We start from the raw sequence: 24,621 nt of genomic DNA, 5'->3' as shown, positions 1-24,621 counted from the left end.
CACGAACAAAGGAAACCTATGCACATCGGCCTCGTCGGTCTCGGCAAAATGGGCAACAACATGCGTGCCCGCCTCCGCGACAAGGGCATCGAGGTGACCGGTTACGACGCCAACCCCGCCGTCTCCGACGTCGCCACGCTCTCCGATCTCGCCGCCGGGCTCCCCAGCCCCCGCATCGTCTGGGTGATGGTCCCCGCGGGCGACATCACCGCCGCCGTCATCGAAGACCTCTCCAAGGAGCTCTCCGAGGGCGACCTGGTCATCGACGGTGGCAACAGCAAGTTCACCAGCGACTTCGCCAACGAGAAGCTGCTCGGCTCCAAGGGCATCAAGTACATCGACGCCGGCGTCTCGGGCGGTGTCTGGGGCAAAGACAACGGTTACGGCCTCATGGTCGGCGGTTCCACCGAGAACGTCGCCATCGCACAGCCGATCTTCGACGCGCTCCGCCCCGAGGGCCCCCGCGAGGAGGGCTTCGTGCACGCCGGCGACACCGGCGCCGGTCACTACGCGAAGATGGTCCACAACGGCATCGAGTACGCCATCATGCAGGCCTACGGCGAGGGCTACGAGCTCCTCGAGGCCCGCTCCGACCTGATCAAGAACGTGCCCGGCACCTTCAAGGCCTGGCAGCGCGGCACCGTCGTGCGCTCCTGGCTGCTCGAGCTGATGGTCCTCGCCCTCGAGGCCGACCCGAAGCTCGCCGAGATCTCGGGCTACGTCGAGGACAGCGGCGAGGGTCGCTGGACTCTCGAAGAGGCGATCAACCACGCCGTGCCGATGCCGACGATCAGCGCGTCGATCTTCGCGCGCTTCGTCTCGCGTCAGGGCGAGGGTTCGCCGACCATGAAGGCCGTCGCCGCGTTGCGCAACCAGTTCGGTGGCCACGCGGTCAAGAAGGCCTAGCGCCTCTCCGGCCCGCGTGCGAGTACTGCATCTCAGTCTCACCGACTTCCGCAACTACACCACTGCAGAAGTCGGCCTCGCGCGCGGGCCGAACCTCTTCGTCGGCAGCAACGGCCAGGGCAAGACGAACCTGGTCGAGTCGCTCGGCTACCTCTCGAGTCTCGGCTCGCACCGCGTCTCGAGCGACGCCGCCCTCATCAGACAGGGCGCCGACTCCGCGATCGTCCGGGCCCGACTCGAGGCCGACGGTCGCGAGCTGCTCGCCGAGGTGCAGATCAACCGGTCGTCGGCGAACCGGGCGCAGATCAACCGCGGCGCGATCAAGCCCCGCGAGCTGCCGCGCTACTTCACCAGCGTGCTGTTCGCCCCCGAAGACCTCGCGCTCGTGCGAGGCGAACCGTCGGGTCGCCGCCGGTTCCTCGACGAGCTGCTCGTCGCCCGATCACCTCGCTTCGCCGGCGTCCAGACCGACTACGAGCGGGTGCTGAAGCAGCGGAACACCCTGCTCAAGTCGGCCAGGGCCAGCGGCGTCAAGGCCGGTCAGCTCGGCACCCTAGACATCTGGGACGAACGTCTCGTCGCCCTCGGCAGCGAGCTCATCATCGCGCGCGATCGACTGGCCGCCGATCTCGCCCCCGAGGTCGCCCGCGCCTACGCCGCCGTGGCCGGTGAAGACCACCGGGCCCGGCTCGCCACCGTGCTGAGCATCCGCGGGTCCGTCCCCGACGACGAGACCGCGGCGGCCGCGGAGGTCCCCGACGAGGCGATCCCGGCCGAGTCCGTCGCCGACGTGTTCCGCGAGGCGCTCGCCCGCGTGCGTCCCTCCGAGCTCGATCGCGGTCTCACCCTGGTCGGGCCGCACCGCGACGACCTCTTCCTCTCGTTGAACGGCCTCCCGGCACGCGGTTACGCCAGCCACGGCGAATCGTGGTCGTTCGCTCTGGCATTGAAGCTCGCGTCGGCGGCGGTCGTCCGCTCCGAGTCGGCCACCGGCGACCCCGTCATCGTGCTCGACGACGTGTTCGCCGAGCTCGACGGATCCCGCCGCGAGCGTCTCGCCGACGAGGTCGCCGGCTACGAGCAGGTGCTCATCACCGCCGCGGTCGAGGGCGACGTGCCGCAGCGGCTGAAGGCGCACACCGTGCGCATCGCGGCCGGCACCATCGTCGACGAGGCGACCCCGTGACCGACGCGCCCGATCCGTCCGAGACCGGCGCCGCGCCTCCTCCGGTCCCCGGCCCGCAGCTGCCGCCGGTGGAGCCGCCGCCCGCCGACGAGGCGCAGCGGGTGTATCTGCGCTTTCGCCGGGTCTTCGGCGACCCCACGAGCCGGTCGCGCGACGGTCGACGACGCAAGGCCATCAAGCTCGGATCGCCGAGTCAGCCCTTCGGCACGGGTCGCGAGCCACGGGGCATCGCCGACGTGCTCGCCAGCGTCACGACCGAGATGGGCTGGAACTCCCCGCTCGCGCAGTCCGAGCTGATGGAGGCGTGGCCGGCGCTGGTGGGCGACGAGCTCTCGGGGCACTCGCATCCGGTGTCGATCGACGACGGCACGCTCACCGTGCAGTGCGATTCGACGGCCTGGGCGACGCAGCTCCGTCTGATGCGCGGACAGGTCACCACGACCATCGTCCAGAGGTACCCCGAGGCGGGCATCCAGTCGGTGCGATTCTTGGCACCCAACGCCCCGACCTGGAAACGCGGTCCCAGATCGGTTCCAGGGCGTGGTCCTCGCGATACCTACGGGTGACGAGGGTGAATCGTCCAAGGCGGTGGAGAAAATCCCTCTGAGGGCGGATTTCGCCCCGTCGCGGACGGGCCTGCGGTAGACTCGGAAGGTCGTCCGCCGGACTCTCCAGGGGTTCGGAGAACGGGCGTTCCACCCTCGTCCCATCCGGCAGGAGCCTCCCCGCACATGTCACCTGACACCACCGACGCCCAACCCGACCACTCTTACGGCGCCGGCGATATCCAGGTGCTCGAAGGGCTCGAGGCCGTCCGCAAGCGACCGGGCATGTACATCGGCTCGACCGGGCCCCGGGGTCTGCACCACCTCGTGTACGAGATCGTCGACAACTCGGTCGACGAGGCCCTCGCGGGGCACTGCGACCACATCGAGATCACGATGCGCGAAGACGGCGGCGTGCGCGTCGTCGATAACGGCCGCGGCATCCCGGTCGACATCCACCCGGTGGAGGGGCGGTCGACGGTCGAGGTCGTCCTCACCGTGCTGCACGCCGGCGGCAAGTTCGGCGGTGGCGGGTACGCGGTCTCGGGCGGTCTGCACGGCGTCGGCAGCTCCGTCGTCAACGCGCTCTCGAGCGAGCTCGACGTCGAGGTCCGCCGCCAGGGCAACGTGTACCGGCAGAGCTTCACCGACGGTGTGCCCGTCGCCCCGCTCGCCAAGGGCGAGGCGGACGAGACCACCGGCACCACGATCACCTTCTGGCCCAACGCCGAGATCTTCGAGAGCATCGAGTTCGACTACGAGACGCTCCGCACCCGATTCCAGCAGATGGCCTTCCTGAACAAGGGCCTCCGCATCGAGCTCAGCGACGAGCGCGTGCAAGAGGACGACGCCGAGCCGAGGCACGACGTCTTCCACTACGAGAAGGGCCTCGTCGACTACGTCGAGTACCTCAACACGGTGAAGAAGGTCGAGACCGTCCACGACGACATCATCGCCTTCGAGCAGGAGGACACCGAGAAGAAGATCTCGCTCGAGGTCGCGATGCAGTGGAACACCTCGTACCAGGAGAGCGTCCACACCTACGCGAACACGATCAACACGCACGAGGGCGGCACCCACGAAGAGGGATTCCGTGCGGCGCTCACCACGCTGGTCAACCGCTACGCGAAAGACCCGAAGAACAAGCTGCTGAAGGAGAAGGACGACAACCTCACGGGCGACGACGTCCGCGAGGGCCTGACCGCCGTCATCTCGATCAAGCTGGGCGAACCGCAGTTCGAGGGTCAGACGAAGACGAAGCTCGGCAACACCGAGGCGAAGTCGTTCGTGCAGAAGGTCGCGTTCGACCAGATCACCGACTGGTTCGACCGCAACCCGCGTCAGGCCGCCGAGATCGTCCGCAAGGGGATCCTTGCATCGCAGGCCCGCATGGCCGCTCGCAAGGCGCGCGAGCAGACCCGACGCAAGGGCGTGCTCGAGTCGAACGGCATGCCCGGCAAGCTGAAGGACTGCCAGAGCAAAGACCCCTCGCTCAGCGAGATCTTCATCGTCGAGGGCGACTCGGCCGGCGGTTCGGCCGTGCAGGGGCGCAACCCCGAGACCCAGGCGATCCTGCCCCTCCGCGGCAAGATCCTCAACGTCGAGAAGGCCCGTCTCGACCGCGCGCTCGGCAACAACGAGGTCCAGGCGATGATCAAGGCCTTCGGCGCCGACATCGGCGAGGACTTCGACCCCGACAAGGCCAGGTACCACAAGATCGTGCTGATGGCCGACGCCGACGTCGACGGCCAGCACATCACGACGCTGCTGCTGACCCTGCTGTTCCGCTACATGCGTCCGCTGATCGACCTCGGCTACGTCTACCTCGCACAGCCGCCGCTCTACAAGCTCAAGTGGAGCAACGCGCCGCACGAGTACGTCTACAGCGACGCCGAGCGCGACGCCGTGCTGGTGTCGGGTCGCGCCGCCGGCAAGCGGATCCCCAAGGAGAACGCGATCCAGCGCTACAAGGGCCTCGGCGAGATGGATTACAAAGAGCTGTGGGAGACCACGATGGACCCGGAGACCCGCACCCTGCTGCAGGTGACCCTCGAGGACGCCGCGGCCGCCGACACGATCTTCGACACCCTGATGGGCGAGAACGTCGAGTCGCGACGCAACTTCATCCAGCAGAACGCGAAAGACGTGCGCTTCCTCGACATCTGACACGCGCCTCCGGTGATCCGGAGGACATCCGCGCCCCGCGGAGCAGATCGGGGCCGACGACGACAAACGGAGAATCATGGCCGACGAGCCGACAGACACCCCCGAGGGCACCGACCCCGAGGTCACGCCCACCTTCGCGGCGGCGCTGAAGCGCGACAGCATCGAGCAGGTCGACCTCCAGCTCGAGATGCAGCGCTCGTACCTCGACTACGCGATGAGCGTCATCGTCGGGCGCGCGCTGCCCGAGGTCCGCGACGGCCTGAAGCCCGTGCACCGCCGGGTCATCTACGCGATGTACGACGGCGGGTACCGCCCCGACCGCGCGTTCTCGAAGTGCTCGCGCGTCGTCGGCGACGTCATGGGTCAGTTCCACCCGCACGGCGACACGGCGATCTACGACGCGCTGGTGCGTCTGGTCCAGCCGTGGAGTCTGCGCTACCCGCTCGCGCTCGGCCAGGGCAACTTCGGCTCGCCCGGCAACGACGGCGCCGCGGCACCGCGGTACACCGAGACCAAGATGGCGCCGCTCGCACTCGAGATGGTCCGCGACATCGACGAAGACACCGTCGACTTCCAAGACAACTACGACGGCCGCACCCAAGAGCCGGCCATCCTGCCCAGCCGGTTCCCGAACCTGCTCGTCAACGGCTCGGTCGGCATCGCGGTCGGCATGGCCACGAACATCCCGCCGCACAACCTGCGCGAGGTCGCGTCGGGTGCGCAGTGGTACCTCGAGAACCCCGAGGCGTCGCGCGAAGAGCTGCTCGAGGCGCTCATGCAGCGCATCAAGGGGCCCGACTTCCCGACGGGTGCGCAGATCCTCGGCGTCAAGGGCATCCAGGACGCCTACCGCACGGGTCGCGGCTCGATCACGATGCGCGCCGTCGTCAACGTCGAAGAGATCCAGGGTCGCACCTGCCTCGTCGTCACCGAGCTGCCGTACCAGGTCAACCCCGACAACCTGGCGATCAAGATCGCCGAGCTCGTCAAAGACGGTCGCGTCGGCGGCATCGCAGACATCCGCGACGAGACCTCGGGTCGCACCGGTCAGCGACTCGTCATCGTGCTCAAGCGCGACGCGGTCGCGAAGGTCGTGCTGAACAACCTCTACAAGCACACGTCGCTGCAAGAGAACTTCGGCGCGAACATGCTCGCGATCGTCGACGGCATCCCGCGCACGCTCGCGCTCGACGGCTTCATCTCGGCCTGGGTCGATCACCAGATCGACGTCATTCAGCGGCGCACCCGCTTCCGTCTGAAGAAGGCCGAAGCCGACGTGCACATCCTGCGCGGCTACCTGAAGGCGCTCGACGCCCTCGACGAGGTCATCGCGTTGATCCGCCGGTCGCCCACCGTCGAGGAGGCGCGGGTCGGCCTGATGGACCTCCTCACGGTCGACGAGATCCAGGCCTCGGCCATCCTCAACCTCCAGCTGCGCCGTCTGGCCGCCCTCGAGCGGCAGAAGATCCAGGAGGACGCCGACAAGCTCGAGCGCGAGATCGCCGACTACAAGGACATCCTCGCGAAGCCCGAGCGCCAGCGCACGATCGTCAGCGACGAGCTGGCCGAGATCACCGAGAAGTTCGGCGACGACCGGCGCACCGAGATCATGTTCGGCTTCGACGGCGACATGAGCGTCGAGGACCTCATCCCCGAAGAGGAGATGGTCGTCACCATCACCCGCGGCGGTTACGTGAAGCGCACCCGCAGCGACAACTACCGCAGCCAGCACCGCGGCGGCAAGGGCGTGCGGGGTGCGCAGCTGCGCGCCGACGACGTCGTCGACCACTTCTTCGTCACCACCACGCACCACTGGCTGCTGTTCCTCACGAACAAGGGTCGCGTGTACCGCGCCAAGACCTACGAGCTCCAGGAGGCCGGTCGCGACGCGAAGGGCCAGCACGTCGCGAACCTGCTCGCGATGCTGCCCGACGAGCAGATCTCGCAGGTGCTCGACATCCGCGACTACGAGGTGGCCCAGTACCTGGTGCTAGCCACCCGCGACGGTCTGATCAAGAAGACCGCGCTCACCGAGTACGACACGAACCGCACCGGCGGCATCATCGCGATCAACCTGCGCGACGACGACGAGCTCGTCTCCGCCCTGCTGGTCGACGAGCACGACGATCTGCTGCTCGTCTCGCGCCACGGGATGTCGCTCCGCTTCACGGCGACGAACGACTCGCTGCGTCCGATGGGTCGGTCGACGTCGGGTGTGAAGGGCATGACCTTCCGCGAGGGCGACACGCTGCTGTCGGCGTCGGTCTCGGACGACGAGGGCTACGTGTTCGTCGTGACCGAGGGCGGCTACGCCAAGCGCACCGCCGCCGACCAGTACCGGGTGCAGAACCGAGGCGGTCTCGGCATCAAGGTCGCCAAGCTCGCGGAGGCGCGGGGCGACCTCGCCGGCGCACTCATCGTCGGCGAGGACGACGAGGTGCTCGTGGTGCTGTCGAGCGGCAAGGTGGTACGGTCTGCCGTGGCCGAAGTGCCTGCCAAGGGCCGCGACACCATGGGTGTCGTGTTCGCACGGTTCGCCGCAGATGATCGGATCATCGCCGTGGCGCGCAACACCGAGCGCAACCTCGTGGCACAGTCCGACGAGGCTGTCATCGATGCCGTCGGTGACAACGAGGCCGTACCGGCCGTCAGTCCCGGAGACGTGATCGACGCCGTCGACACCGACGCCACGACGACCGATGTGCCGAACGACGGCACCACCGGAGAGGAACCGATCAATGAGTAGTGTCGCCGAGCGACTCCAGCGCAAAGCCAAGCGACCTGCGGGCACCAAGCAGGTCAGGCTGAAGCTGGTCTACATCGACTTCTGGTCGGTCGTGAAGCTCTCGTTCCTGATCGCGGTCGCCCTGGGCATCATCACCGTCGTCGCGACGTTCCTGATCTGGTTGATCCTCAACCAGACAGGCATCTTCAACGACCTGGACCAGCTGCTGCGCGACATCCTCGGCGATCAGGACTTCTCCATCCAGGAGTCGTTCAGCATCGGCCAGGTCATGCTCTTCGCGATCGTGGTCGCCATCCTGAACGTAGTGATCGGCACCGTGATCGGCGCCATCGTCGCGGTGCTCTACAACCTCAGTGTGCGTGTGACCGGCGGTCTCCTCGTCGGTTTCACCAACAACTGATCCGTTCCAGCGAATCGTCGACGCGGCCGCCGCGTCGACGATTCGGAAACTCCGTCGTGGTGTTGTAGGCTTTACGACGGTTCGGGGGCTATAGCTCAGGCGGTTAGAGCGCTTCGCTGATAACGAAGAGGTCACAGGTTCAAGTCCTGTTAGCCCCACTCCCGTGAGATCCACCAGCGGGTGAAACCCCAGCTCCACGGGGCCTTAGCTCAGTTGGTAGAGCGCCTGCTTTGCAAGCAGGATGTCAGGAGTTCGATTCTCCTAGGCTCCACGAGAATTATTTCTTTCCCCGCTCCCCGATGTCCTCGGGTAGCGGGGATTTCTTGTCTGTGCTCGTGTGGCTCGGGGCCCTGGGCTCGGGGCTCGGGGCTCGGGGCGCTGGGCTCGAAGACTCGCCGCTCGGGGCCGTGCAGTCCGGTTCGGCGGGTTCGCGTCATCCGTGGCGGGTCAGCGCTGACCCGCCACGGATGACGGGAACCCGCCGCATGAGTTGTGGGGTCAGCGTCTGCCGGCTCCGGACGGCGAGAGGGCCCGCATCCGGTGGATGCGGGCCCTCTCGGTGGTTCGGGGGAGACTAAGCCTTCGTGTCGGCGTCGTCGTCCGCGACCCAGAGCTCGTCGTCGGCACGGAGCGTCTGCACGGCGGCGAAGACGAGAGCGCCGAGCGCGATGACGCCCACGCCGATCAGCAGCACGCCGCCGACGCCGGGGCCCGACTTCTTGGGGGCGGGAGCGTACTTCTTCGCGACCTTCGCGCCCTGCTTCTTGGCGTTCTTGACGGCCTTCTGCACCTTGGGGTCGTTCGTGATGTCGAGACCGTTCAGGTACGACTGCACGCTCGGGTACACGTCGTGCTTGAGGCGATCCTGAGCCTTGGTCGCGTACTTGCTGCCGGCGGCGAGACCGGTCGACACGGCCGGGCGGACGTTGTTGTCCACCGCGGAGCGGACCCGGGGCACGACCTCTTTGTTGGCGGCCTTCACTCCGGCGTCGCGGACGTCGACGAGGACCTTGCCAGCGTGGCCGAGCACCTCGCGCTGCTCCGTCCACACGTCGGACGCGTGCTTCTTGAACTTCTTCAGTTCCTTCTTCTGCTTGCGTGACAGGGCCACAGTGTTCCTCCAACGAGTAGGCAACGGGGCCAGAGGGATACTGGCTCCTCCATCCTGGCACGACGCAACCTGACAGGGAACACCACGAATTCTGTACCCACCCTGAGGTCGACGGGCCCCTGTGAAAGAATGAGGCCCATGTCAAAGCACACTTCTGTTGCCACCGTGACGACCTCGCTCGGCACGATCAAGGTCAACCTGTTCGGCAACCACGCCCCCAAGACCGTCGCCAACTTCACCGGCCTCGCCACCGGCACCATCGAGTGGAAGCACCCGGGCACCGGCAAGGTCAGCACCGACAAGCTCTACGACGGTGTCGTCTTCCACCGCATCATCAAAGACTTCATGCTCCAGGGCGGCGACCCGCTCGGCCAGGGCATCGGCGGCCCCGGCTACCAGTTCGACGACGAGATCAACCCCGAGCTCGACTTCAGCCAGCCGTACGTCCTCGCCATGGCCAACGCCGGCACCCAGAACGGCAAGGGCACCAACGGTTCGCAGTTCTTCATCACGACCGTCGCGACCCCCTGGCTGCAGGGCAAGCACACCATCTTCGGCGAGGTCGCCGACGACGAGTCCAAGAAGGTCGTCGACGCCATCGAGGCGGTCAAGACCGACGCTCGCGACAAGCCCCTCGAGGATGTCGTCATCCAGAGCGTCACCATCGACGAGGTCTAAGTGACGCGACCCTCTCCGTCGGATGCGGGCAACTTCTGCTACCGACACCCCGATCGGCAGAGCTTCGTGCTCTGCCAGCGCTGCGGACGGACCATCTGCGGGCAGTGCCAGACACCGGCGGCCGTCGGTGTGCACTGCCCGGAGTGCGTCCGTGAGGCGCGCAGCAACGCCCCGCGGGTCCAGCCCGCCGTCGTGACCCGCATGCGGAGCGCGTCGGCGAGCGGTGCGCCCGTGGCGACGTATTCGCTGATCGGCGTCAGCGTGCTCGTGTACGTGCTGCAGTTCGTCTTCGGTTCCGCTCTGACGAACCAGCTGTCGTTCTCGGCGCCGTTCGAGATCACGCAGCCGTGGCGACTCGTCACGTCGCTGTTCGCGCACGCCGGTCTGCTGCACCTGCTGTTCAACATGTACGCGTTGTTCATCTTCGGCGGGCAGCTCGAGCGGACGCTGGGCCGAGGTCGCTACCTGGCGCTGTACTTCATCAGCGGGGTAGGAGGCGCGGCAGCGGTCTCGCTGATCGCTCCGTTGTCGAGCGTGATCGGCGCCTCCGGGGCCATCTTCGGCCTCATGGCGGCGTTCTTCGTGATCGCCCGCAGTCTGGGCGGCTCGAACGGGGTGCAGCTGCTGGTTCTGGTCGGCATCAACCTGGTGATCGGCATCGTCCTGCCGAACGTCTCGTGGCAGGCGCACGTCGGCGGCCTCGTGGCCGGTGCCGCGGTCGCGTTCGTGTTCTCGAAGACCCGGCACCGGTCGAAGCGCGCGGTCCAGACCGCCGCGATCGCCGGGATCGGCGTCGTCGTGCTCGCGATCGTGTTCTGGCGCTCGTACGAACTGGCACAGGCCTACGGCATCATCTGACCCGGCGAGGGTTCGAACACGCAGACGACAGAAGAGGCGGCTCCGTTCAGGAGCCGCCTCTTCTGTCGTTCGTGGCCGGGCCGGGACTTTTCACACCGTTGTCCACAGAAAGTTATCCACAGGTTTATTAACACTGGGGATAGTTACATCCGTGTAAGTCCGAAGGTGTGTTCTAGCGCCAGCGGGTCGTCATCAGGAACCCGATGAACATGATGCCGAAGCCGACGAGGATGTTCCATGAGCCGATCGACGGCACGGGCAGCGTGCTCTGGCTGACGTAGAAGACGACGATCCAGGCGAGCCCGATCAGCATGAAGCCGAACATGACGGGCTTGAACCACACCGGGTTCGGGGCGTCTGCGGCCGTGCGCGTCTCGCGCGGATCGATGGGCTTCGAGGTGCGGTTCGTGTCTTTGGCCATGGCCGACATCATACCGTGGGGCCTTCAGGAGGCGCGGGGGAGGTCGATCCGTCCACAGTCGTCTCCGAGACGGCCGGCCCCCGAGGGCCTGCACCTAGAATCGAGCCATGACCGACGACCTGCGCCGACCCGGTCGGAAGCCGCGGTCGCGTCGGGCGCCTCACCGCACCTCCTTCGTGGGTGTCGTCGGTGAGCTGCTGATCACGGCCGGTGCGCTCGTGCTGCTCTTCATCGGGTGGCAGCAGTGGTTCAACGACCTCGTCGTCGCCGGTGAGCACCGCGATCAGGCGTCGAGTCTCAGTGAGCGCTTCGAGCAGGAGGCCGGGCCGGCGAGAGAGCCCGACGCCGACGGGTCGTTCGGCGATCCGCCGGTGGGCGAGCAGCCGACGGAGGCCGAGGAGTTCGCGAACTTCTACGTGCCGCGCTTCGGCGACGACTACGCCGTGCCGATCGCCGGGGGCACGAGCACGGTCAAGACCCTCAACACGGTCGGGATCGGGCACTACGACCAGACGCAGATGCCGGGAGAGGTCGGCAACTTCGGCATCGCCGCGCATCGGACGACCTACGGCGCCCCGTTCAACGCGATCGCGGACCTCCGTGCGGGCGACAAGATGTACGTCGAGACGAAGGACGGCTGGTACACCTACGGCTTCCGCAATCTGCAGTACGTCCAGGCGACCCAGGTGTCGGTGCTGCAGCCGGTGCCCGACGCCCCGGACGTCTCGTCCGCCTCGGGCGAGCGACTCATCACGTTGACCAGCTGCAATCCGATGTTCACCGCCCAGGAGCGCATCGTCGCCTACGGCGTCTTCGATTCGTGGCAGCCGCTCGCCGCCGGGCCTCCGGCCGGGCTCGCCGCCACCGATGTGGGGAGCTGACCATGTACGCAGCCCTGTGGCGTATTCTTCCGGGTCCGTGGTGGGTGAGGCTGGTGATAGTGCTGGTCCTGCTCGCAGCGGTCCTCTTCGCACTCGTCGAGTGGGTCTTCCCCGCCGTCAACGAGCTGCTGCCCGCCCCCGACGTCACTGTGGAGAACCCATGACGCGCATCCTGGTCGTCGACAACTACGACAGCTTCGTGTACACCCTCAACGGCTACCTGCAGCAGCTGGGCGCCGAGACGGAGGTCGTCCGCAACGACTCCTTCTCGGGTCGCGACGCGGCCGCTCGCATCGGCGACTACGACGCCGTGCTGCTCTCGCCCGGTCCGGGCACGCCCGCGGCCGCCGGGGTGTCGATCGACGTCGTGAACGCCGCCCTGCAGGTCGACAAGCCGCTGCTCGGAGTCTGCCTCGGGCACCAGGCGATCGCCGAGGCGCTGGGTGCGACGGTGACCCACGCCGAAGAGCTGATGCACGGCAAGACCTCGGCCGTGACGCACGACGACAGCCCCTTCTACGACGGCGTGCCGCAGCCGTTCACCGCGACGCGCTACCACTCGCTCGCCGTCGTCGACGAGACCGTGCCGGAGGCCCTGGAGGTCACGTCACGCACGACGGGCGGCATCATCATGGGCCTGCGGCACCGGAGTGCACCCGTGTACGGCGTGCAGTTCCACCCCGAGTCGGTCTTGACCGAGGGCGGCTACCAGATGATCGGCAACTGGCTCGGCGAGGCGGGGCTGCCCGAGGCGAAGGTCACGGCCCGAGGGCTGTCACCGCTGCTCGACCTCAGCTGAGAGCGGGCGCGCTGCGTGTGCGGCGGTCGCCGGGCGGCGCGGCGGGTCAGGTGGACCGGGGTGGGTGCGATGTCGATGAACCGCGTTCGCGACGATGAACCGCGGTACATCGCGGTTCATCTTCGCGAACGCGGTTCGAGACGACCTGACGTGACCCGGCACCGCTCGCGCGCTCGCTCGGTCAGCCGCTGCAGACCCGGAGGGTGATGGCCGAACCCTGCGGCTGATCGCCGGGTGCGAGGGTCTGCCCGGCGACGACACCGCCCGTGCAGGTGAAGTCGGACTCGAGCGTCACGACGAGTCGCAGCTGCTCGCCGAGCTGCGCGTTCGCGTCGACGGTCGACAGCCCCGTCACATCGGGGACGTTGACGAGCCCGTTCGAGACGATCAGATCGACCGTGCTGCCCGTCGGCACCTCCGTGCCCGTCGCCGGGTCGGCCGAGATGACCGCGCCCTGGGCGACGTCGGGCGAGTAGTCCGTGGTCTGCTGGCCCTGCGTGAAGCCAGCATCGGACAACGACACCCAGGCCGCGTCGACCTGCGAGCCGACGATGTCGGGCACGGCCGCCAGCTGGGGGCCGGTGGAGACGGTGACCGTGACGGTGGTGTCGAGAGGGACGGACATGCCCGAGGTCGGATCGGTCGAGACGATGTCGCCCTCGGACACGGTGTCGTCGGGCATCTCGGCCCGGGTGACGTCGAGTCCGAGCTCGCCGAGCTCGGCGGAGCCCTCTTCGTAGCTGACCCCCACGAGATCGGGGATGCGCGCGGACTGCGTGTTGTCGACCACGGGAGGAGTCAGATTGACGACCCAGAAGACGACGGCGACGATGACGATGGCGACCAGGACGATGCCGGCCCAGATCCAGGCGACCGGAGGTCGGGTCTGAGTGCGCTGCGGGCGGGTGTTGTCGTCGGAGGCGAGCTCTTTCAGCGCCGCTTCGCTGCCCGCCGCGGCGGCGGGATTGACGCCGAACAGCGTCGAGCCGGCGGCAGCGGCGGGGCGACGACGATTCGGCGCCCGCCCGTCGGCGGCGGCCTCGACGTCGGAGCGGAACTCGGCCGCGGTCTGGAATCTCTCGAAGCGGTCTTTGGCCAGCGCGTGCAGGACGACGGCGTCGAGCGCAGGCGAGATGCTCGGGATGATCGTGCTGGGCGGGACGGGGGGCTCGCTCACGTGCTGGTAGGCCACGGCGACCGGCGACTCGCCCCGGAACGGCGGACGCCCGGTGAGCAGCTCGAAGAGGAGCACACCGGTCGAGTAGAGGTCGGTGCGGGCGTCGACGGTCTCGCCCCGGGCCTGCTCGGGGCTGAAGTACTGGGCCGTGCCGAGGATGGAGGTCGTCTGGGCGACGGTGGCCGACGAGTCGGAGATGGCCCTCGCGATGCCGAAGTCCATGACCTTGACCTCGCCGGCGTGGTTGATCATGACGTTGCCGGGCTTGATGTCGCGGTGCACGACGCCGGCACGGTGGGAGTACTCGAGCGCCGTCAGGATGCCCTGCGTGATGCGCGCGGCCTCGGCGGGCTCCATCGGGCCCTCGGCTGCGATGTCCTTGAGGAGGCGCCCCTCGACGTACTCCATGACGATGAAGGGGACCTGCACCTCGTGGCCGTTGGCCGAGCGCACGGTCTCTTCGCCCGCGTCGAACACGCGGACGATGGTCGGGTGGGCCATCCGCGCAGCGGCCTGCGCCTCTTGGCGGAACCGGGTGCGGAACGCCGGATCGGTGGCCAGCGCCGGCTTCATCAGCTTGATCGCGATGCGACGACCCAGACGGGCGTCGGTGCCGACGTGCACGTCTGCCATGCCGCCACGACCGATGCGCTCACCGATCTGGTAGCGGTTGGCGAGGAGTTCGATGCCCTCTCTCACGCCTTCGACCACGCCGTACACTCCCTCACGAGACCGCGAACTCGGAACACACGGTCGCAGCAAGTGTACTTGGCCGTCTGGCCCCAGATCGGGTGTCGAGGTCCGTCGTGGGGATGATTGTCACGGGTTCGTGACCACGGCCGGCGAGGGCCGTGGTCACGAGAGGGTGCTACGGGGTGGGGACGACGGGGTCGGTCGGAGGCGTCGTCGGCTCGGCGGTCGGCTGCGACTCGTCGGCCGTCGCGGTGACCGTCACCCCGGGCGACGGGTCGGACGCGAGGTCGCCGCAGTTCGCGACGTAGGCGACGGTCACGTTGCCGGGAGTCGTCGTCACGACCTGGATCGAGGAGACGTTCGCGCCGACGGCGCCGCCGGTCTGGCCCGCCGTGTCGGTGCCCCCGGTGATCGAGTACGAGTAGCCGGTCAGCGAGTAGCCGGCCGGGCAGCCCGCGTAGGGCTCCCACGTGATCGTGGCGGCGTCCGTGCCGTCGGCGGTGATCTGGGTGGGCGACGCGGTCGGCGACCCGGGCTGGGTCGGCTGGGGCGCCTCCTGGTAGATCAGGATCGTCACGGTGCTGCCCTTGCGGACGTTGCCGCTCGGGTTCAGGCTCGCGACGGTGCCGACGTCTTGAGCGCTGGCGGGGGCCGCCGAGCTCGGAGCCGACTCGACCGCGAGGCCGAGGGCGCCGAGCGCCGCCCGTGCGTCGCTCTCGCTCATGCCGACGTAGTCGCCGGGCACGACGTTGACCGTGTCGGGCGTGGGGCTCGGCGTCGGGCTCGGCGTGGTCCGCGTCGGGCTCGGCTCGGTCGACGGCGCGACCGACGACGAGGTCGGCGCGGGCGCGGGCTCGTTCGAGCTCAGCGCGAAGGCGATCACGGCGACCGCACCGGCCAGGACGAGCACCCCGAGCACGATGAGGGGCCAGAACCAGGGGCTCCGCCGCTTCGGCTCGTCGTCGAGGTCGTCGTCGCGCAGGGCGTCGGGGTCTGCGGACCCGGGCGTGTAGGCGCCGGTGACGGCCGCACCCGCACCCGTGGCGTTCGGGTTGAAGAGCTGCGTGGTCGCGTCCTGCGCCGCGAAGGCGCGGGTCGCGTCGTCGGCGGGGAGGGCCGCGGCGCCGATGGCAGGCACGGCGACGGTCGCTGCGCCGACGTCGCCTCGACGCAGGGCGCGGGCGGCCTGCGCGAGGGCCGAGGCCGTCGCGGGTCGCTCGCCCGGCTTCTTCGAGATGCACGACATGACGAGTCGGCGGACGGGCTCGGAGACGGTGGCGGGGAGGTCCGGTGGCTGCTCGTTGATCTGCGCCATCGCGATGGCGACCTGCGACTCGCCCGTGAACGGACGCCGACCGGCGAGGGCCTCGTACGCGACGATGCCGAGCGAGTAGATGTCGGTGCTCGGGGAGGCCGGGTGGCCGCTGGCCTGCTCGGGCGAGAGGTACTGGACCGTGCCCATGACCTGACCGGTCGCGGTCAGCGGGACCTGGTCGGCGATGCGCGCGATGCCGAAGTCGGTGATCTTGACCCGACCGTCGGGCGTGACGAGGAGGTTGCCGGGCTTGATGTCGCGGTGCACGAGGCCCGCGGCGTGGGCGGCCTGCAGAGCCGACGCCGTCTGGGCGACGATGTCGAGCACCTTGTCGGTCGGCAGCACGCGGTCGCGCTCGAGCACGGTGGACATGGCCTCGCCGGGCACCAGCTCCATCACCAGGTAGGCGCTGCCCTCCTCTTCGCCGTAGTCGAAGACGTTGGCGATGCCCTCGTGGTTCACGAGGGCCGCGTGGCGGGCCTCCGCACGGAAGCGCTCGAGGAACCCGGGGTCGCCGAGGTACTCGTCTTTCAGGATCTTGATGGCGACGGTGCGCCCGATCACGAGGTCCGTGGCCTCCCAGACCTCGCCCATGCCGCCGATGGCGACGCGGGTCGACAGCTGGTAACGCCCACCGAAGGTGATTCCGCCCGAAGGTCTCATTTGTTCAGCACCGCCTCAATGACTTTCTTCGCGATTGGTGACGCGACACTGTTTCCGAACGCGGATTGTCCCTGCCCGCCGCCGTTCTCGACGACGACCGCGACGGCGACCTCGGGGTCGGCTGCCGGGGCGAAGCCGGTGAACCACAGCGTGTACGGCTCGCCTGGGCCGTTCTCCGCCGTGCCCGTCTTGCCGGCCACATCGACACCGCTAATTCTTGCATTGCTGGCCGCGCCGTCGGCGACGTCGTCCACCATCATGTCGGTCATCGTCGACGCCGTGTCGGAGCTGATCGGGTCGCCGTACTCGGTGGGCGAGAAATCCTCCACCGGGCTGAGATCGGGGTTCAGGACGCTGTCGATCAGGGTCGGATCCATCTGCGTCCCGCCGTTGGCGATCGCGGCCGAGACCATCGCCATCTGCAGCGGCGTGACGCGGTCGTTGCCCTGTCCGAACGACTGCAGCATGAGGGAGGCGTCGCTGATCTCGGCGCCGTCGGCGTCTTCGATCGGGAACTGGCTGGGGGTGACCGACTGGGGGATCTCGATCGAGTCGTCGTCGAAGCCGAAGGCCTGCGCCTGCTCCTTCAACGCGTCGGCGCCGAGCGCGCGACCGAGCTGGGCCATGGGGATGTTGCACGACAGGCGGAGGGCGGTCGCGATCGTCGCCTCGTCGCCGCCGCCGCAGCTGCCGCCCTCGGCGTTGTTGATGTTGGTCGACGTGCCGGGCAGCGTCAGCGTGGACGGGTTCGGGAACGCGCTCTCGGGCGTGTAGTCGCCGCTCTCGAGCGCCGCCGCCACGGTGATGAGCTTGAAGGTCGACCCCGGCACGTAGAGGTTGCCCTCGATGGCCTTGTTCTGCAGCGGGTCGGCCGGGTCGGCGACGAGCGAGTCGTACGCGGCCTTGACGGCGGCGCTGTCATGACTGGCGAGGGGGTTGGGGTCGTAGCTCTGCTTCGACACCATGGCGAGGATCTTGCCGGTGGAGGGCTCGACGGCGACGATCGAGCCGTTGTTGGAGCCCAGCGCGTCGAAGGCCGCCTGCTGCACGGCCGGGTCGAGCGTGAGGTTCACCGTGGCGCCCTCGGGCGACTGGCCGGTCAGCAGCGAGTTCATCTGCTCGAAGAACTGCGAGTTCGCGTTGCCGGTGAGGTACTGGTTCATGGCGTCCTCGATGCCCCGCGACCCCTGACCGAGCGTGTAGTAGCCGGTGACGGGCGCGTAGAGCTCGGGCTGCGGGTACGAGCGCTGGTACTCGTAGACGTCGTCGACGGGGTCGGACTGCGCGACGGGCTCGCCGCCGACGAGGATCGGACCCCGCTGGGCCGAGTAGCTCGCGAGCAGGGAGCGCGAGTTGCGCGGGTCGGCCCGGAGGGCGTCGGCCTGGAACGTCGTGATGTACGTGCTCGACACGAACAGCGCGACGAACATCGCGAGGACGACGAGGCTCACTCGTCTCAGTTCTTTGTTCATCAGCCGATCACCAGCCTGGGTTGATTGCGCACCGAGTCGGACAGACGCAGCAGCAGGGCCACGATGATCCAGTTCGCCACGAGGGACGATCCGCCGGCGGCCATGAAGGGCGCCGTCAGACCGGTCAGGGGGATGACGCGGGTCACGCCGCCCATGACCACGAAGACCTGCAGGGCGATGACGAAGGCCAGACCCACGCCGAGCATCCGGCCGAAGTCGTCCTGGCCGACGAAGCCGATGCGGAACCCGCGTGAGACGAGCAGCAGGTAGAGCGCGAGGATCGCGAAGATGCCGGCGAGACCGAGCTCTTCGCCGAGCGACGCGAAGATGTAGTCGCTCTCGGCGAGCGGCGTCGTCTGCGGTCGACCCTGACCGAGCCCCGTGCCGATCAGCCCGCCGTTCGCGAAGCCGAACAGACCGGAGACCAGCTGGAACGATCCGCCGTCGGCGCTGTACTCCGCCGGGTCGAAGGGGTTCAGCCAGGCGGCGAAGCGCCCCTGCACGTAGCCCAGGAACGTGGAGGCGACGATCGCGCCCCCGAGGAACAGCGTCAGACCCAGCACGATCCAGCTCGCACGACCGGTGCCGACGTAGATCATGACGAGGAACAGCCCGAAGTAGAGCAGCGACGTCCCGAGGTCGCGCTGGAAGATCAGCACGCCCATGGCGACGAGCCAGACGATGAGGATCGGCCCCAGGTCGCGCGGTCGGGGGAACCGCATGCCGAGGATCTTCGGGCCCATCAGCGAGAGGTTGTCGCGGGCGGTCACCAGGTAGCCGGCGAAGAAGATCGCCAGCGTGATCTTCGCGATCTCGCCCGGCTGGAACGAGAACGGCCCGATGTCGATCCAGACGCGCGCGTTCAGGCCCTCTCGGCCGAGACCCGGGATGAGCGGCAGCAGCAGCAGCACGATCGAGACGAACATGGCGATGTAGCGGTACCGCGACAGGATGCGGTAGTTGCGGACCACGAACAGCGCGACGAGGGCGATCACCATGGCCATCGCCGTCCAGGCGATCTGCTTGATGCCGAAGGCCTCCCAGCCCGAACGACCGTAGGCCAGGTCGATGCGGTAGATCATCGCGATGCCGATGCCGTTCAGGGCGAGCCCGATCGGCAGGATGAACGGGTCGGCCTCGCGGGCGACCACGCGCAGCACGACATGGAAGATCAGACCGAGACCGAGCACGGCGGAGCCGGCGATCAGCACGCTGGGATCGATGGCGTCGGTGGCGCCGAGCTGCACGAGCACCACGGCGCCCGCGCAGATGCCGCACGCGATGAGCAGCATGAGCAGCTCGAGGTTGCGGAGCCGGGCCGGCTGCCGCAGACGGATGGTGATGGCCTGCGTCAGACTGGTGGGCTCGGCGGGTGCGGGGCGGGGGGTCTCGGCGGACCCTCGCGCGCCTCCTGAAGGACGACCGATCAGCTCGGTCGACGTGTCGTCACCGGGTGCTGGCATCGGTCAACCTCTCGACGATGGCGCGGGCGTCGGCGAGCGAACCGGCGTTGATCGTGTCTTCGACGGTCCGCTGCGTGTAGTTCGGCAGATCGGACACGTCGAGATCGGTCTCTTCGACCACGCTCGACAACGCGATCGGCCCGAGGGTCTGCTGCACGCCCCGGTAGATCACGACGGTCCCCTCTTGCTGACCCACGTAGTAGTGGTCTTGAGTCCACTGGTAGGTGAGCACGAGACCGGCGACGAGTGCGCCGATCGCGACCACCAGCGCGGCCAGCCACGTGATGCGGCGGCGGCGGCGACGGCGCTTGTCTTCGGCGATGAGCTCGGCGAGGTACTCGTCGGACTCGGGCTCGAAGTGGCTGTCTTCGGGGGTGGTCGCGACCTTGAGCGGGTGCAGCAGGATCGTGGGCAGCCGGAGCGACTTGCGACCCGTCTCGCCCTCGAAGGTGAGCGGGACGGCGGCGGAACCGACCGTCACCGGCGGCTCGACGGACGAGTCGCCCGACTCGTCGACGTCGACGATCACGACGGTGACGTTGTCGGGGGCGCCGTGGTCGAGCGTCTCCTTCACGAGACGACGGGCGGTCTGCTCGGGGTCGAGCCCGGCCGCGAGGGCCTTCTTGATGCGGTCTTCGGCGAGATAGCTGCTGAGACCGTCGGAGCAGATCAGCCAGCGGTCCTCGGGCTGCGTGCCGAGGATGGCCGTATCGATCTCGGGAGCCGCGTCGACGTCGCCGAGCACGCGCATCAGCACGCTGCGACGAGGGTGCACCGCGGCCTCTTCGGCCGTGATGCGGCCGCTGTCGACCAGTCGCTGCACGAAGGTGTGGTCGGCCGTGATCTGACTGAGCTCGCCCTCGCGCCACAGGTAGATGCGCGAGTCGCCGATGTGCGCGATCGCCATGCTGTCGCCGACCCGCAGCATCGCGCTGACGGTCGTGCCCATGCCTGTGAGCTCCTGATGCTCGAACACCGTCTCGGCGAGCAGCTGGTTCGCCGCGATCAGCGACGACTGCAGAGCGAACTCGGCGTCGCCGGGCGAGCTGTACTGCTTGTCGGTCTCGCGGATCCGACGGATGGCGATGGCGGAGGCGACGTCGCCACCCGCATGCCCGCCCATCCCGTCGGCGACCACGAACAGACGACCGCCGGCATAGCCGCTGTCTTGGTTGTTCGAGCGGATCTTGCCCACATTGGACAGAGCCGCGCTCTTGGGAGGCGTCATCGGGCGCTTACCGTCGCAGCTCGAAGCTCGTCTGGCCGATCGTCACCGTGGAACCGACGGGCACCGGGGTCGGGACCGTGACACGCTCGCCCGCGAGGAACGTGCCGTTCGTGGAGTCGAGGTCTTGGATGACCCAGCGCCCGTTCCAGAGCATGAGACGCGCATGATGCGTCGACGTGTAGTCGTCGCGGATGACGAGGTTGCTCTCTTGCGAGCGACCGATCGTCAGCGGGCCGTCGACCAGGGGCATCTCGAGCCCGGCCTTCGCGCCCTTCGTGATGACCAGGCGGCGGGCGGCCGAGTCGCCGTCGGACGCGGCGGGGGCGGCCGGAGCCGAGGCGCGAGGCGCGGCAGGGGCAGGAGGCGCGGCGGGGGCTGCGGACATCTGGCCCGGCTGCTGGTCGGCGGGCAGTCTGCGCGCCCGCTGCCCGAAGAGATCGGACCGGAGGGCGAAGACGATCGCGAACACGAACAGCCACAGCACAGCCAGGAAGCCGAACCGCAGGGCGAGGAGGGTGAGCTCGCTCGTCATCGTCGACCCCCCGAGACGTCGGGCCCAGGAGAGGGGTCGGGCGTCGCTGAGAGGGGGAGCACGCGGAACACGATACGCGTACGACCGATCTGGATCGTCGAATCGGGGGGCAAGGGGGCCTTCGACAGGGGTTCGCCGTTGAGTTTCGAGCCGTTCGTGGAGCCGAGATCGCGCGCCTGGGCCCGGTTGCCGTCCCACAGGATCTCGACGTGCCGACGCGACGTGCCCGTGTCTTGAATCGTGATGTCGGCGTCGGACCCGCGCCCGATCACCGTGCGCTGACCGCGGAGGACGTGCCGCTGCCCGTCGATGTCGACCACCGGGCGCCACGAGACCTCTTCGCCCCGGACGTTGCGGGAGTCGACGGCCATGATGCCGATGCTGAGCGACTCGTCTTCACGCAGGCGGATGCTCAACGGACCGGCGAAGTGGTACCCCTGCGCCGTCGCGTGACGCTGGGTCAACTGGGTCAGCTCGTCGATGAGGCTGGAGCCGATGGCGGCCATCTTCTCGTAGTCCACCGGGGCGAGCCGCACCAGCAGCTCGTTGGGCACCAGGATGCGGTCGCGCGAGACCACGGCGGCCTTCGTGTCGAGCTCGCGCCGCAGCGCGTTCGTCAACTCGAGAGGTTGCACGCCCGAACGGAACGTCTTGGCGAAGGCGCCGTTGACGGCACGCTCCAGCCCGCGTTCGAAGTTGTCGAGCAGTCCCATGTCTCTCCAGGGTCGGGTCTCAGGTCGCCCGATCTTAGCCGGAACGGGTGGCATGTTCTCACGAGTGCGAAGCGGGAGGCCGTCTTCATGCTAGTGTTTTCGAGTTCGCGCGAGTGGCGGAATTGGCAGACGCGCTGGCTTCAGGTGCCAGTGCTCGAAAGGGCGTGGGGGTTCAAGTCCCCCCTCGCGCACGAACGAATTGGCTCTCCCTTACGGGAGGGCCAATTGTTCTCTGTGCCCATAGTGCGCCGCCGCCTCTGCGGCGCACGAACGAAATGGCTCTCCGCTTACGGGAGGGCCATTTTCTCTTGCGCCGCGCCTCCTAGGGGAGGGGGGTGATCAGGTGCGGGCCGTTGTTGCGGACGCTGTTCGCCTCTCGCGAGACCTCGTGGTGCACCAGATCGTGCGCGATCTCGTGCGAGTCGCGGTCGAGGAGCTCGAGCAGCTCGGTCGTGTCGAGGTGATCGCCGAGCCAGTCGTCGTACGAGTCGGGGGTCAGGCAGGCCGGCATCCGGTCGTGCACCTCGCCCGGGGCCACATGGGCGTCGCGGGTGATGATCGACATCGAGAGCAGCCACTTGTCGGGGTCGTCGTCGGTCTTGGCCGGGTCGGGCCACGCACTGGCGACCGCGGCCATCGCGAGCCCCGACTCGGGCTGATGGATGAAGTGCGGCTGCTTGCCCGTCTCGGTGACCACCCACTCGTAGTAGCCGAGCGCGGGCACGATGCACCGGGCCTGCGCGAACGGTCGACGGAACATGCCGCTCGTCGCCACCGTCTCGATGCGGGCGTTGATCGGCTGCGGTCGCCGCTTCAGATCGGGGTACCACGAGGGCACCATGCCCCAGCGGATCAGCGGCAGTTCGCGTCGACCCTGCCGCTCGCGCACCACGGGCACGCGGGTCGTCGGCGCGACGTTGAAGTCGTCGGGCAGCGGCCCCAGACCGTCGAGCAGGCTCGGCAGCAGATCGGACGTGGCTCGGGCGATGACGTAACGGCCGCACATGCGCCCAGTCTCCCCTTCCGCAGCCCCCACCGGTAGTGCTTCACTGAGGCCGAGCGGTCGGCGTCACGCCGCCGCAGCACCGGCCCCGCGAGGCCTCGACGAGACGAGGGTGACCATGGCGACAGACGATTCGGACCTGCACGGCTACGTCGTGGCAGGCGTGGTCCCCGGCAGCGGCGAGGCGGTGGTCACCCGGGCTGTCGAGTTCGCCGCCCGCTTCGGCACGGGCCTCGTCTGCGTGATCGTCGAACCGGATCGCGTGGCCTTCACCGAGGGCATCGACGGGACGGTGCTCTCGTACCCCCTCGACCCCGACGAGTTGGACGGCCCGCCGGCCTTCGACGACGACCAGGAGGCGCGGCTCCGGCCGATCGCGGAGGCCCGGGGCGTCGTGCTCGAGACCCGTGCCCTCACCGGCGAACCCGCGCACTGCCTCGGCCGGTTCGCCGAGCGCATCGGCGCCCCGATGATCGTCGTCGGCAGCCGCGAGGCGGGTCTGCGGGGGAGCGTCCGCGAGTTCTTCGCCGGCTCGGTCGCTCTGCATCTGAGCCACCGACAGCACCTGCCCGTCGTCGTCGTGCCGTTGGCCCCGGTGGCGCGCACCGACCGGCTGCCGTGGGAGCACGACCTCTGACACCCGACCCCGGGCACCCGGGCCCGGGCACCGTGCGGGCTCGTGGTGGGAGCACCGCGCGGGGCGCGGGGCGCGGACGAGGTCGACTACGCGTGCGTCGCGCGCTCGTGGTCGGCGTGATCGGCCGGCTCGAGCTGGAAGGTCGCGTGCTCGACCTCGAAGTGCGCGGCCAGGCAGCGGTCGAGCGAGTCGAGGGTCTCGTCGACCCGCATGTCGCAGAAGACCTCGCGGTCGACGACGACATGCGCCGAGAAGACCGTCGCGCCGCTGGTGATCTGCCAGGCGTGCACGTCGTGCGCCGACACGACGCCGGGCGTCTCGGTGATGTGGCTGCGGATGTCGTCGAGGTCGATGTCGCCGGGCGCCGAGCCGAAGAGCACCCGGAACGCCTCGCGCAGCAGCGACCAGGCGCGCGGCACGATCATCGCCGCGATGATCAGCGAGCCCACCGAGTCGGCCTGCACGAAGCCCGTCGTCAGCACGACGATCGACGCCGCGACGACGGCGACCGAGCCGAGCAGGTCGCCGAGCACCTCGAGGTAGGCGCCCCGCATGTTGATCGAGTGCGTCGCCCCGCCCCGCAGCACGAGCAGCGCGACGACGTTGGTCGCCCCGCCGATCACGCCGACGACGAGCATCGGAAGACCGAGCACCTCGTGATCGGATGGGGTCAGCAGTCGCCCGACGGCCGCGACGGCCACCGAGATCGACACGGCGATCAGCACCAGGCCGTTGATCGCGGCGGCGAAGACCTCGGCCCGCCGGTAGCCGTACGTCTGCCGACCGCTCGCGGGTCGGGCCGCGACGATGGTGGCCGCCAACGCCACGACCAGGCCGGCGAGGTCGGAGAACATGTGCCCCGAGTCGGCGAGCAGGGCGAGCGACCCCGAGAGGAGGGCGCCGATCAGCTGCGCCACCAGACCGAGCGCGATGACGAGGATCGCCAGTCGCAGCCGTCGCCCGTCGGCCGCCATGTGACCGTGCTGGTGGTCGTGCGCCATGCTGTGCTCTCTCGGGTGTTCGGGCGG

Annotated in this window: 22 protein-coding genes and 3 tRNA genes; 14 read left to right on the top strand and 11 right to left on the bottom strand. The window is 68.6% G+C overall.

All coding sequences use genetic code 11. The features are described 5' to 3' along the window. The first annotated feature begins 18 nt into the window (after window positions 1-18). The 8 genes from gnd (at window position 19) to SOM13_RS06600 (ending at window position 8,220) form a co-directional block, all read left to right on the top strand. Window positions 19-906 carry a phosphogluconate dehydrogenase (NAD(+)-dependent, decarboxylating) gene (gene gnd, locus SOM13_RS06635; protein WP_320479173.1) on the top strand — a complete coding sequence of 296 codons (888 nt, stop codon included), beginning with the start codon at window positions 19-21 and terminating at the stop codon, window positions 904-906. Between the two features lie 16 nt (window positions 907-922). After that, window positions 923-2,092 carry a DNA replication/repair protein RecF gene (gene recF / locus SOM13_RS06630; RefSeq protein WP_192061207.1) on the top strand — a complete coding sequence of 390 codons (1,170 nt, stop codon included), beginning with the start codon at window positions 923-925 and terminating at the stop codon, window positions 2,090-2,092. Beyond that, the gene (locus SOM13_RS06625) at window positions 2,089-2,658 is read left to right on the top strand and encodes a DUF721 domain-containing protein (RefSeq protein ID WP_243213707.1); all 570 of its coding nucleotides are present in this window, start codon (window positions 2,089-2,091) and stop codon (window positions 2,656-2,658) included. The genes recF and SOM13_RS06625 overlap by 4 nt, the downstream gene beginning before the upstream one ends. 165 nt (window positions 2,659-2,823) lie before the next feature. Continuing rightward, window positions 2,824-4,803: a DNA topoisomerase (ATP-hydrolyzing) subunit B gene (gyrB, locus tag SOM13_RS06620; protein ID WP_192061206.1), complete on the top strand. Its 1,980-nt coding sequence runs from the start codon at window positions 2,824-2,826 to the stop codon at window positions 4,801-4,803. A 76-nt stretch (window positions 4,804-4,879) separates the two neighbouring features. Next, complete coding sequence (gyrA, locus tag SOM13_RS06615) at window positions 4,880-7,549, top strand: DNA gyrase subunit A (protein WP_192061205.1); 2,670 nt, start codon at window positions 4,880-4,882, stop codon at window positions 7,547-7,549. Continuing rightward, complete coding sequence (locus SOM13_RS06610; RefSeq protein WP_243213711.1) at window positions 7,542-7,949, top strand: DUF3566 domain-containing protein; 408 nt, start codon at window positions 7,542-7,544, stop codon at window positions 7,947-7,949. Before gyrA ends, SOM13_RS06610 begins: the two co-directional genes overlap by 8 nt. 84 nt (window positions 7,950-8,033) lie before the next feature. After that, window positions 8,034-8,107, top strand: a tRNA-Ile gene (locus SOM13_RS06605). A gap of 40 nt (window positions 8,108-8,147) precedes the next feature. Beyond that, window positions 8,148-8,220: transfer RNA gene (locus SOM13_RS06600), tRNA-Ala, on the top strand. A gap of 303 nt (window positions 8,221-8,523) precedes the next feature. Here SOM13_RS06600 and SOM13_RS06595 read toward each other — a convergent pair. Further along, window positions 8,524-9,060, bottom strand: coding sequence for a hypothetical protein (locus SOM13_RS06595; protein ID WP_243213713.1), 537 nt, complete (start codon window positions 9,058-9,060; stop codon window positions 8,524-8,526). Window positions 9,061-9,198: 138 nt separating this feature from the next. Here SOM13_RS06595 and SOM13_RS06590 point away from each other — a divergent pair, with 138 nt between their 5' ends. Both SOM13_RS06590 and SOM13_RS06585 read left to right on the top strand, forming a co-directional pair. Further along, window positions 9,199-9,738, top strand: a complete 540-nt coding sequence (locus tag SOM13_RS06590; RefSeq protein ID WP_320479172.1) for a peptidylprolyl isomerase — start codon at window positions 9,199-9,201, stop codon at window positions 9,736-9,738. Next, window positions 9,739-10,596: a rhomboid family intramembrane serine protease gene (locus SOM13_RS06585; RefSeq protein ID WP_192061202.1), complete on the top strand. Its 858-nt coding sequence runs from the start codon at window positions 9,739-9,741 to the stop codon at window positions 10,594-10,596. A 172-nt stretch (window positions 10,597-10,768) separates the two neighbouring features. Here the strand turns inward: SOM13_RS06585 and SOM13_RS06580 are convergent, their stop codons facing one another. Further along, window positions 10,769-11,017, bottom strand: coding sequence for a cell division protein CrgA (locus SOM13_RS06580; protein ID WP_192061201.1), 249 nt, complete (start codon window positions 11,015-11,017; stop codon window positions 10,769-10,771). A 107-nt stretch (window positions 11,018-11,124) separates the two neighbouring features. Here SOM13_RS06580 and SOM13_RS06575 point away from each other — a divergent pair, with 107 nt between their 5' ends. Both SOM13_RS06575 and SOM13_RS06570 read left to right on the top strand, forming a co-directional pair. Next, entirely contained in the window at window positions 11,125-11,898 is a 774-nt protein-coding gene (locus SOM13_RS06575) for a class E sortase (RefSeq protein ID WP_320479171.1), read from the top strand. 160 nt (window positions 11,899-12,058) lie between these two features. Continuing rightward, window positions 12,059-12,697 (top strand): anthranilate synthase component II, encoded by a 639-nt coding sequence (locus SOM13_RS06570; RefSeq protein ID WP_192061199.1) that lies wholly within the window; start codon window positions 12,059-12,061, stop codon window positions 12,695-12,697. A gap of 181 nt (window positions 12,698-12,878) precedes the next feature. Here SOM13_RS06570 and pknB read toward each other — a convergent pair whose 3' ends face one another. From pknB to SOM13_RS06535, 7 genes are all read right to left on the bottom strand, one after another. Next, window positions 12,879-14,573 carry a Stk1 family PASTA domain-containing Ser/Thr kinase gene (gene pknB / locus SOM13_RS06565; protein WP_320479170.1) on the bottom strand — a complete coding sequence of 565 codons (1,695 nt, stop codon included), beginning with the start codon at window positions 14,571-14,573 and terminating at the stop codon, window positions 12,879-12,881. 169 nt (window positions 14,574-14,742) lie between these two features. Then, window positions 14,743-16,545, bottom strand: coding sequence for a protein kinase domain-containing protein (locus SOM13_RS06560; RefSeq protein WP_320479169.1), 1,803 nt, complete (start codon window positions 16,543-16,545; stop codon window positions 14,743-14,745). Further along, the gene (locus SOM13_RS06555) at window positions 16,542-18,017 is read right to left on the bottom strand and encodes a peptidoglycan D,D-transpeptidase FtsI family protein (RefSeq protein ID WP_192061196.1); all 1,476 of its coding nucleotides are present in this window, start codon (window positions 18,015-18,017) and stop codon (window positions 16,542-16,544) included. Before SOM13_RS06555 ends, SOM13_RS06560 begins: the two co-directional genes overlap by 4 nt. Further along, a complete protein-coding gene (locus SOM13_RS06550) occupies window positions 18,017-19,309 on the bottom strand; it encodes an FtsW/RodA/SpoVE family cell cycle protein (protein ID WP_243213742.1) in 1,293 nt (430 codons plus the stop codon). Before SOM13_RS06550 ends, SOM13_RS06555 begins: the two co-directional genes overlap by 1 nt. A 154-nt stretch (window positions 19,310-19,463) precedes the next feature. Beyond that, window positions 19,464-20,708 carry a PP2C family serine/threonine-protein phosphatase gene (locus tag SOM13_RS06545; RefSeq protein ID WP_320479168.1) on the bottom strand — a complete coding sequence of 415 codons (1,245 nt, stop codon included), beginning with the start codon at window positions 20,706-20,708 and terminating at the stop codon, window positions 19,464-19,466. Between the two features lie 7 nt (window positions 20,709-20,715). Beyond that, a complete protein-coding gene (locus SOM13_RS06540) occupies window positions 20,716-21,240 on the bottom strand; it encodes an FHA domain-containing protein FhaB/FipA (RefSeq protein ID WP_243213724.1) in 525 nt (174 codons plus the stop codon). Next, window positions 21,237-21,953, bottom strand: a complete 717-nt coding sequence (locus SOM13_RS06535) for an FhaA domain-containing protein (protein ID WP_192061192.1) — start codon at window positions 21,951-21,953, stop codon at window positions 21,237-21,239. Before SOM13_RS06535 ends, SOM13_RS06540 begins: the two co-directional genes overlap by 4 nt. Before the next feature lie 107 nt (window positions 21,954-22,060). Between SOM13_RS06535 and SOM13_RS06530 the strand changes: the two genes are divergently transcribed. Further along, window positions 22,061-22,144 (top strand) — tRNA-Leu (locus tag SOM13_RS06530). Window positions 22,145-22,275: 131 nt separating this feature from the next. Here SOM13_RS06530 and SOM13_RS06525 read toward each other — a convergent pair. Continuing rightward, entirely contained in the window at window positions 22,276-22,959 is a 684-nt protein-coding gene (locus tag SOM13_RS06525) for an SOS response-associated peptidase (RefSeq protein ID WP_192061191.1), read from the bottom strand. A 115-nt stretch (window positions 22,960-23,074) separates the two neighbouring features. On the opposite strand from SOM13_RS06525, the gene SOM13_RS06520 reads away from it, so the two are divergent. Further along, window positions 23,075-23,593 carry a universal stress protein gene (locus SOM13_RS06520; RefSeq protein WP_320479167.1) on the top strand — a complete coding sequence of 173 codons (519 nt, stop codon included), beginning with the start codon at window positions 23,075-23,077 and terminating at the stop codon, window positions 23,591-23,593. Window positions 23,594-23,679: 86 nt separating this feature from the next. Here SOM13_RS06520 and SOM13_RS06515 read toward each other — a convergent pair whose 3' ends face one another. Then, window positions 23,680-24,594: a cation diffusion facilitator family transporter gene (locus tag SOM13_RS06515; protein WP_192061189.1), complete on the bottom strand. Its 915-nt coding sequence runs from the start codon at window positions 24,592-24,594 to the stop codon at window positions 23,680-23,682. Between the last annotated feature and the right edge of the window lie 27 nt (window positions 24,595-24,621).

The organism is Frigoribacterium sp. CFBP9030 (assembly GCF_034045195.1).
GTDB lineage: Bacteria > Actinomycetota > Actinomycetes > Actinomycetales > Microbacteriaceae > Frigoribacterium.
Note: the sequence above shows the minus strand (reverse complement) of the source record. Positions and strands in the feature narration are given on the sequence as shown.

Coding starts and splice junctions, on each gene's coding strand:
- gnd (WP_320479173.1), top strand. CDS start 19: ATGCACATCGGCCTCGTCGGTCTCGGCAAAATGGGCAACAACATGCGT.
- gyrB (WP_192061206.1), top strand. CDS start 2,824: ATGTCACCTGACACCACCGACGCCCAACCCGACCACTCTTACGGCGCC.
- gyrA (WP_192061205.1), top strand. CDS start 4,880: ATGGCCGACGAGCCGACAGACACCCCCGAGGGCACCGACCCCGAGGTC.
- SOM13_RS06610 (WP_243213711.1), top strand. CDS start 7,542: ATGAGTAGTGTCGCCGAGCGACTCCAGCGCAAAGCCAAGCGACCTGCG.
- SOM13_RS06590 (WP_320479172.1), top strand. CDS start 9,199: ATGTCAAAGCACACTTCTGTTGCCACCGTGACGACCTCGCTCGGCACG.
- SOM13_RS06580 (WP_192061201.1), bottom strand. CDS start 11,017: ATGGCCAAAGACACGAACCGCACCTCGAAGCCCATCGATCCGCGCGAG.
- SOM13_RS06575 (WP_320479171.1), top strand. CDS start 11,125: ATGACCGACGACCTGCGCCGACCCGGTCGGAAGCCGCGGTCGCGTCGG.
- SOM13_RS06570 (WP_192061199.1), top strand. CDS start 12,059: ATGACGCGCATCCTGGTCGTCGACAACTACGACAGCTTCGTGTACACC.
- SOM13_RS06560 (WP_320479169.1), bottom strand. CDS start 16,545: ATGAGACCTTCGGGCGGAATCACCTTCGGTGGGCGTTACCAGCTGTCG.
- SOM13_RS06555 (WP_192061196.1), bottom strand. CDS start 18,017: ATGAACAAAGAACTGAGACGAGTGAGCCTCGTCGTCCTCGCGATGTTC.
- SOM13_RS06550 (WP_243213742.1), bottom strand. CDS start 19,309: ATGCTGCTCATCGCGTGCGGCATCTGCGCGGGCGCCGTGGTGCTCGTG.
- SOM13_RS06545 (WP_320479168.1), bottom strand. CDS start 20,708: ATGACGCCTCCCAAGAGCGCGGCTCTGTCCAATGTGGGCAAGATCCGC.
- SOM13_RS06540 (WP_243213724.1), bottom strand. CDS start 21,240: ATGACGAGCGAGCTCACCCTCCTCGCCCTGCGGTTCGGCTTCCTGGCT.
- SOM13_RS06535 (WP_192061192.1), bottom strand. CDS start 21,953: ATGGGACTGCTCGACAACTTCGAACGCGGGCTGGAGCGTGCCGTCAAC.
- SOM13_RS06525 (WP_192061191.1), bottom strand. CDS start 22,959: ATGTGCGGCCGTTACGTCATCGCCCGAGCCACGTCCGATCTGCTGCCG.
- SOM13_RS06520 (WP_320479167.1), top strand. CDS start 23,075: ATGGCGACAGACGATTCGGACCTGCACGGCTACGTCGTGGCAGGCGTG.
- SOM13_RS06515 (WP_192061189.1), bottom strand. CDS start 24,594: ATGGCGCACGACCACCAGCACGGTCACATGGCGGCCGACGGGCGACGG.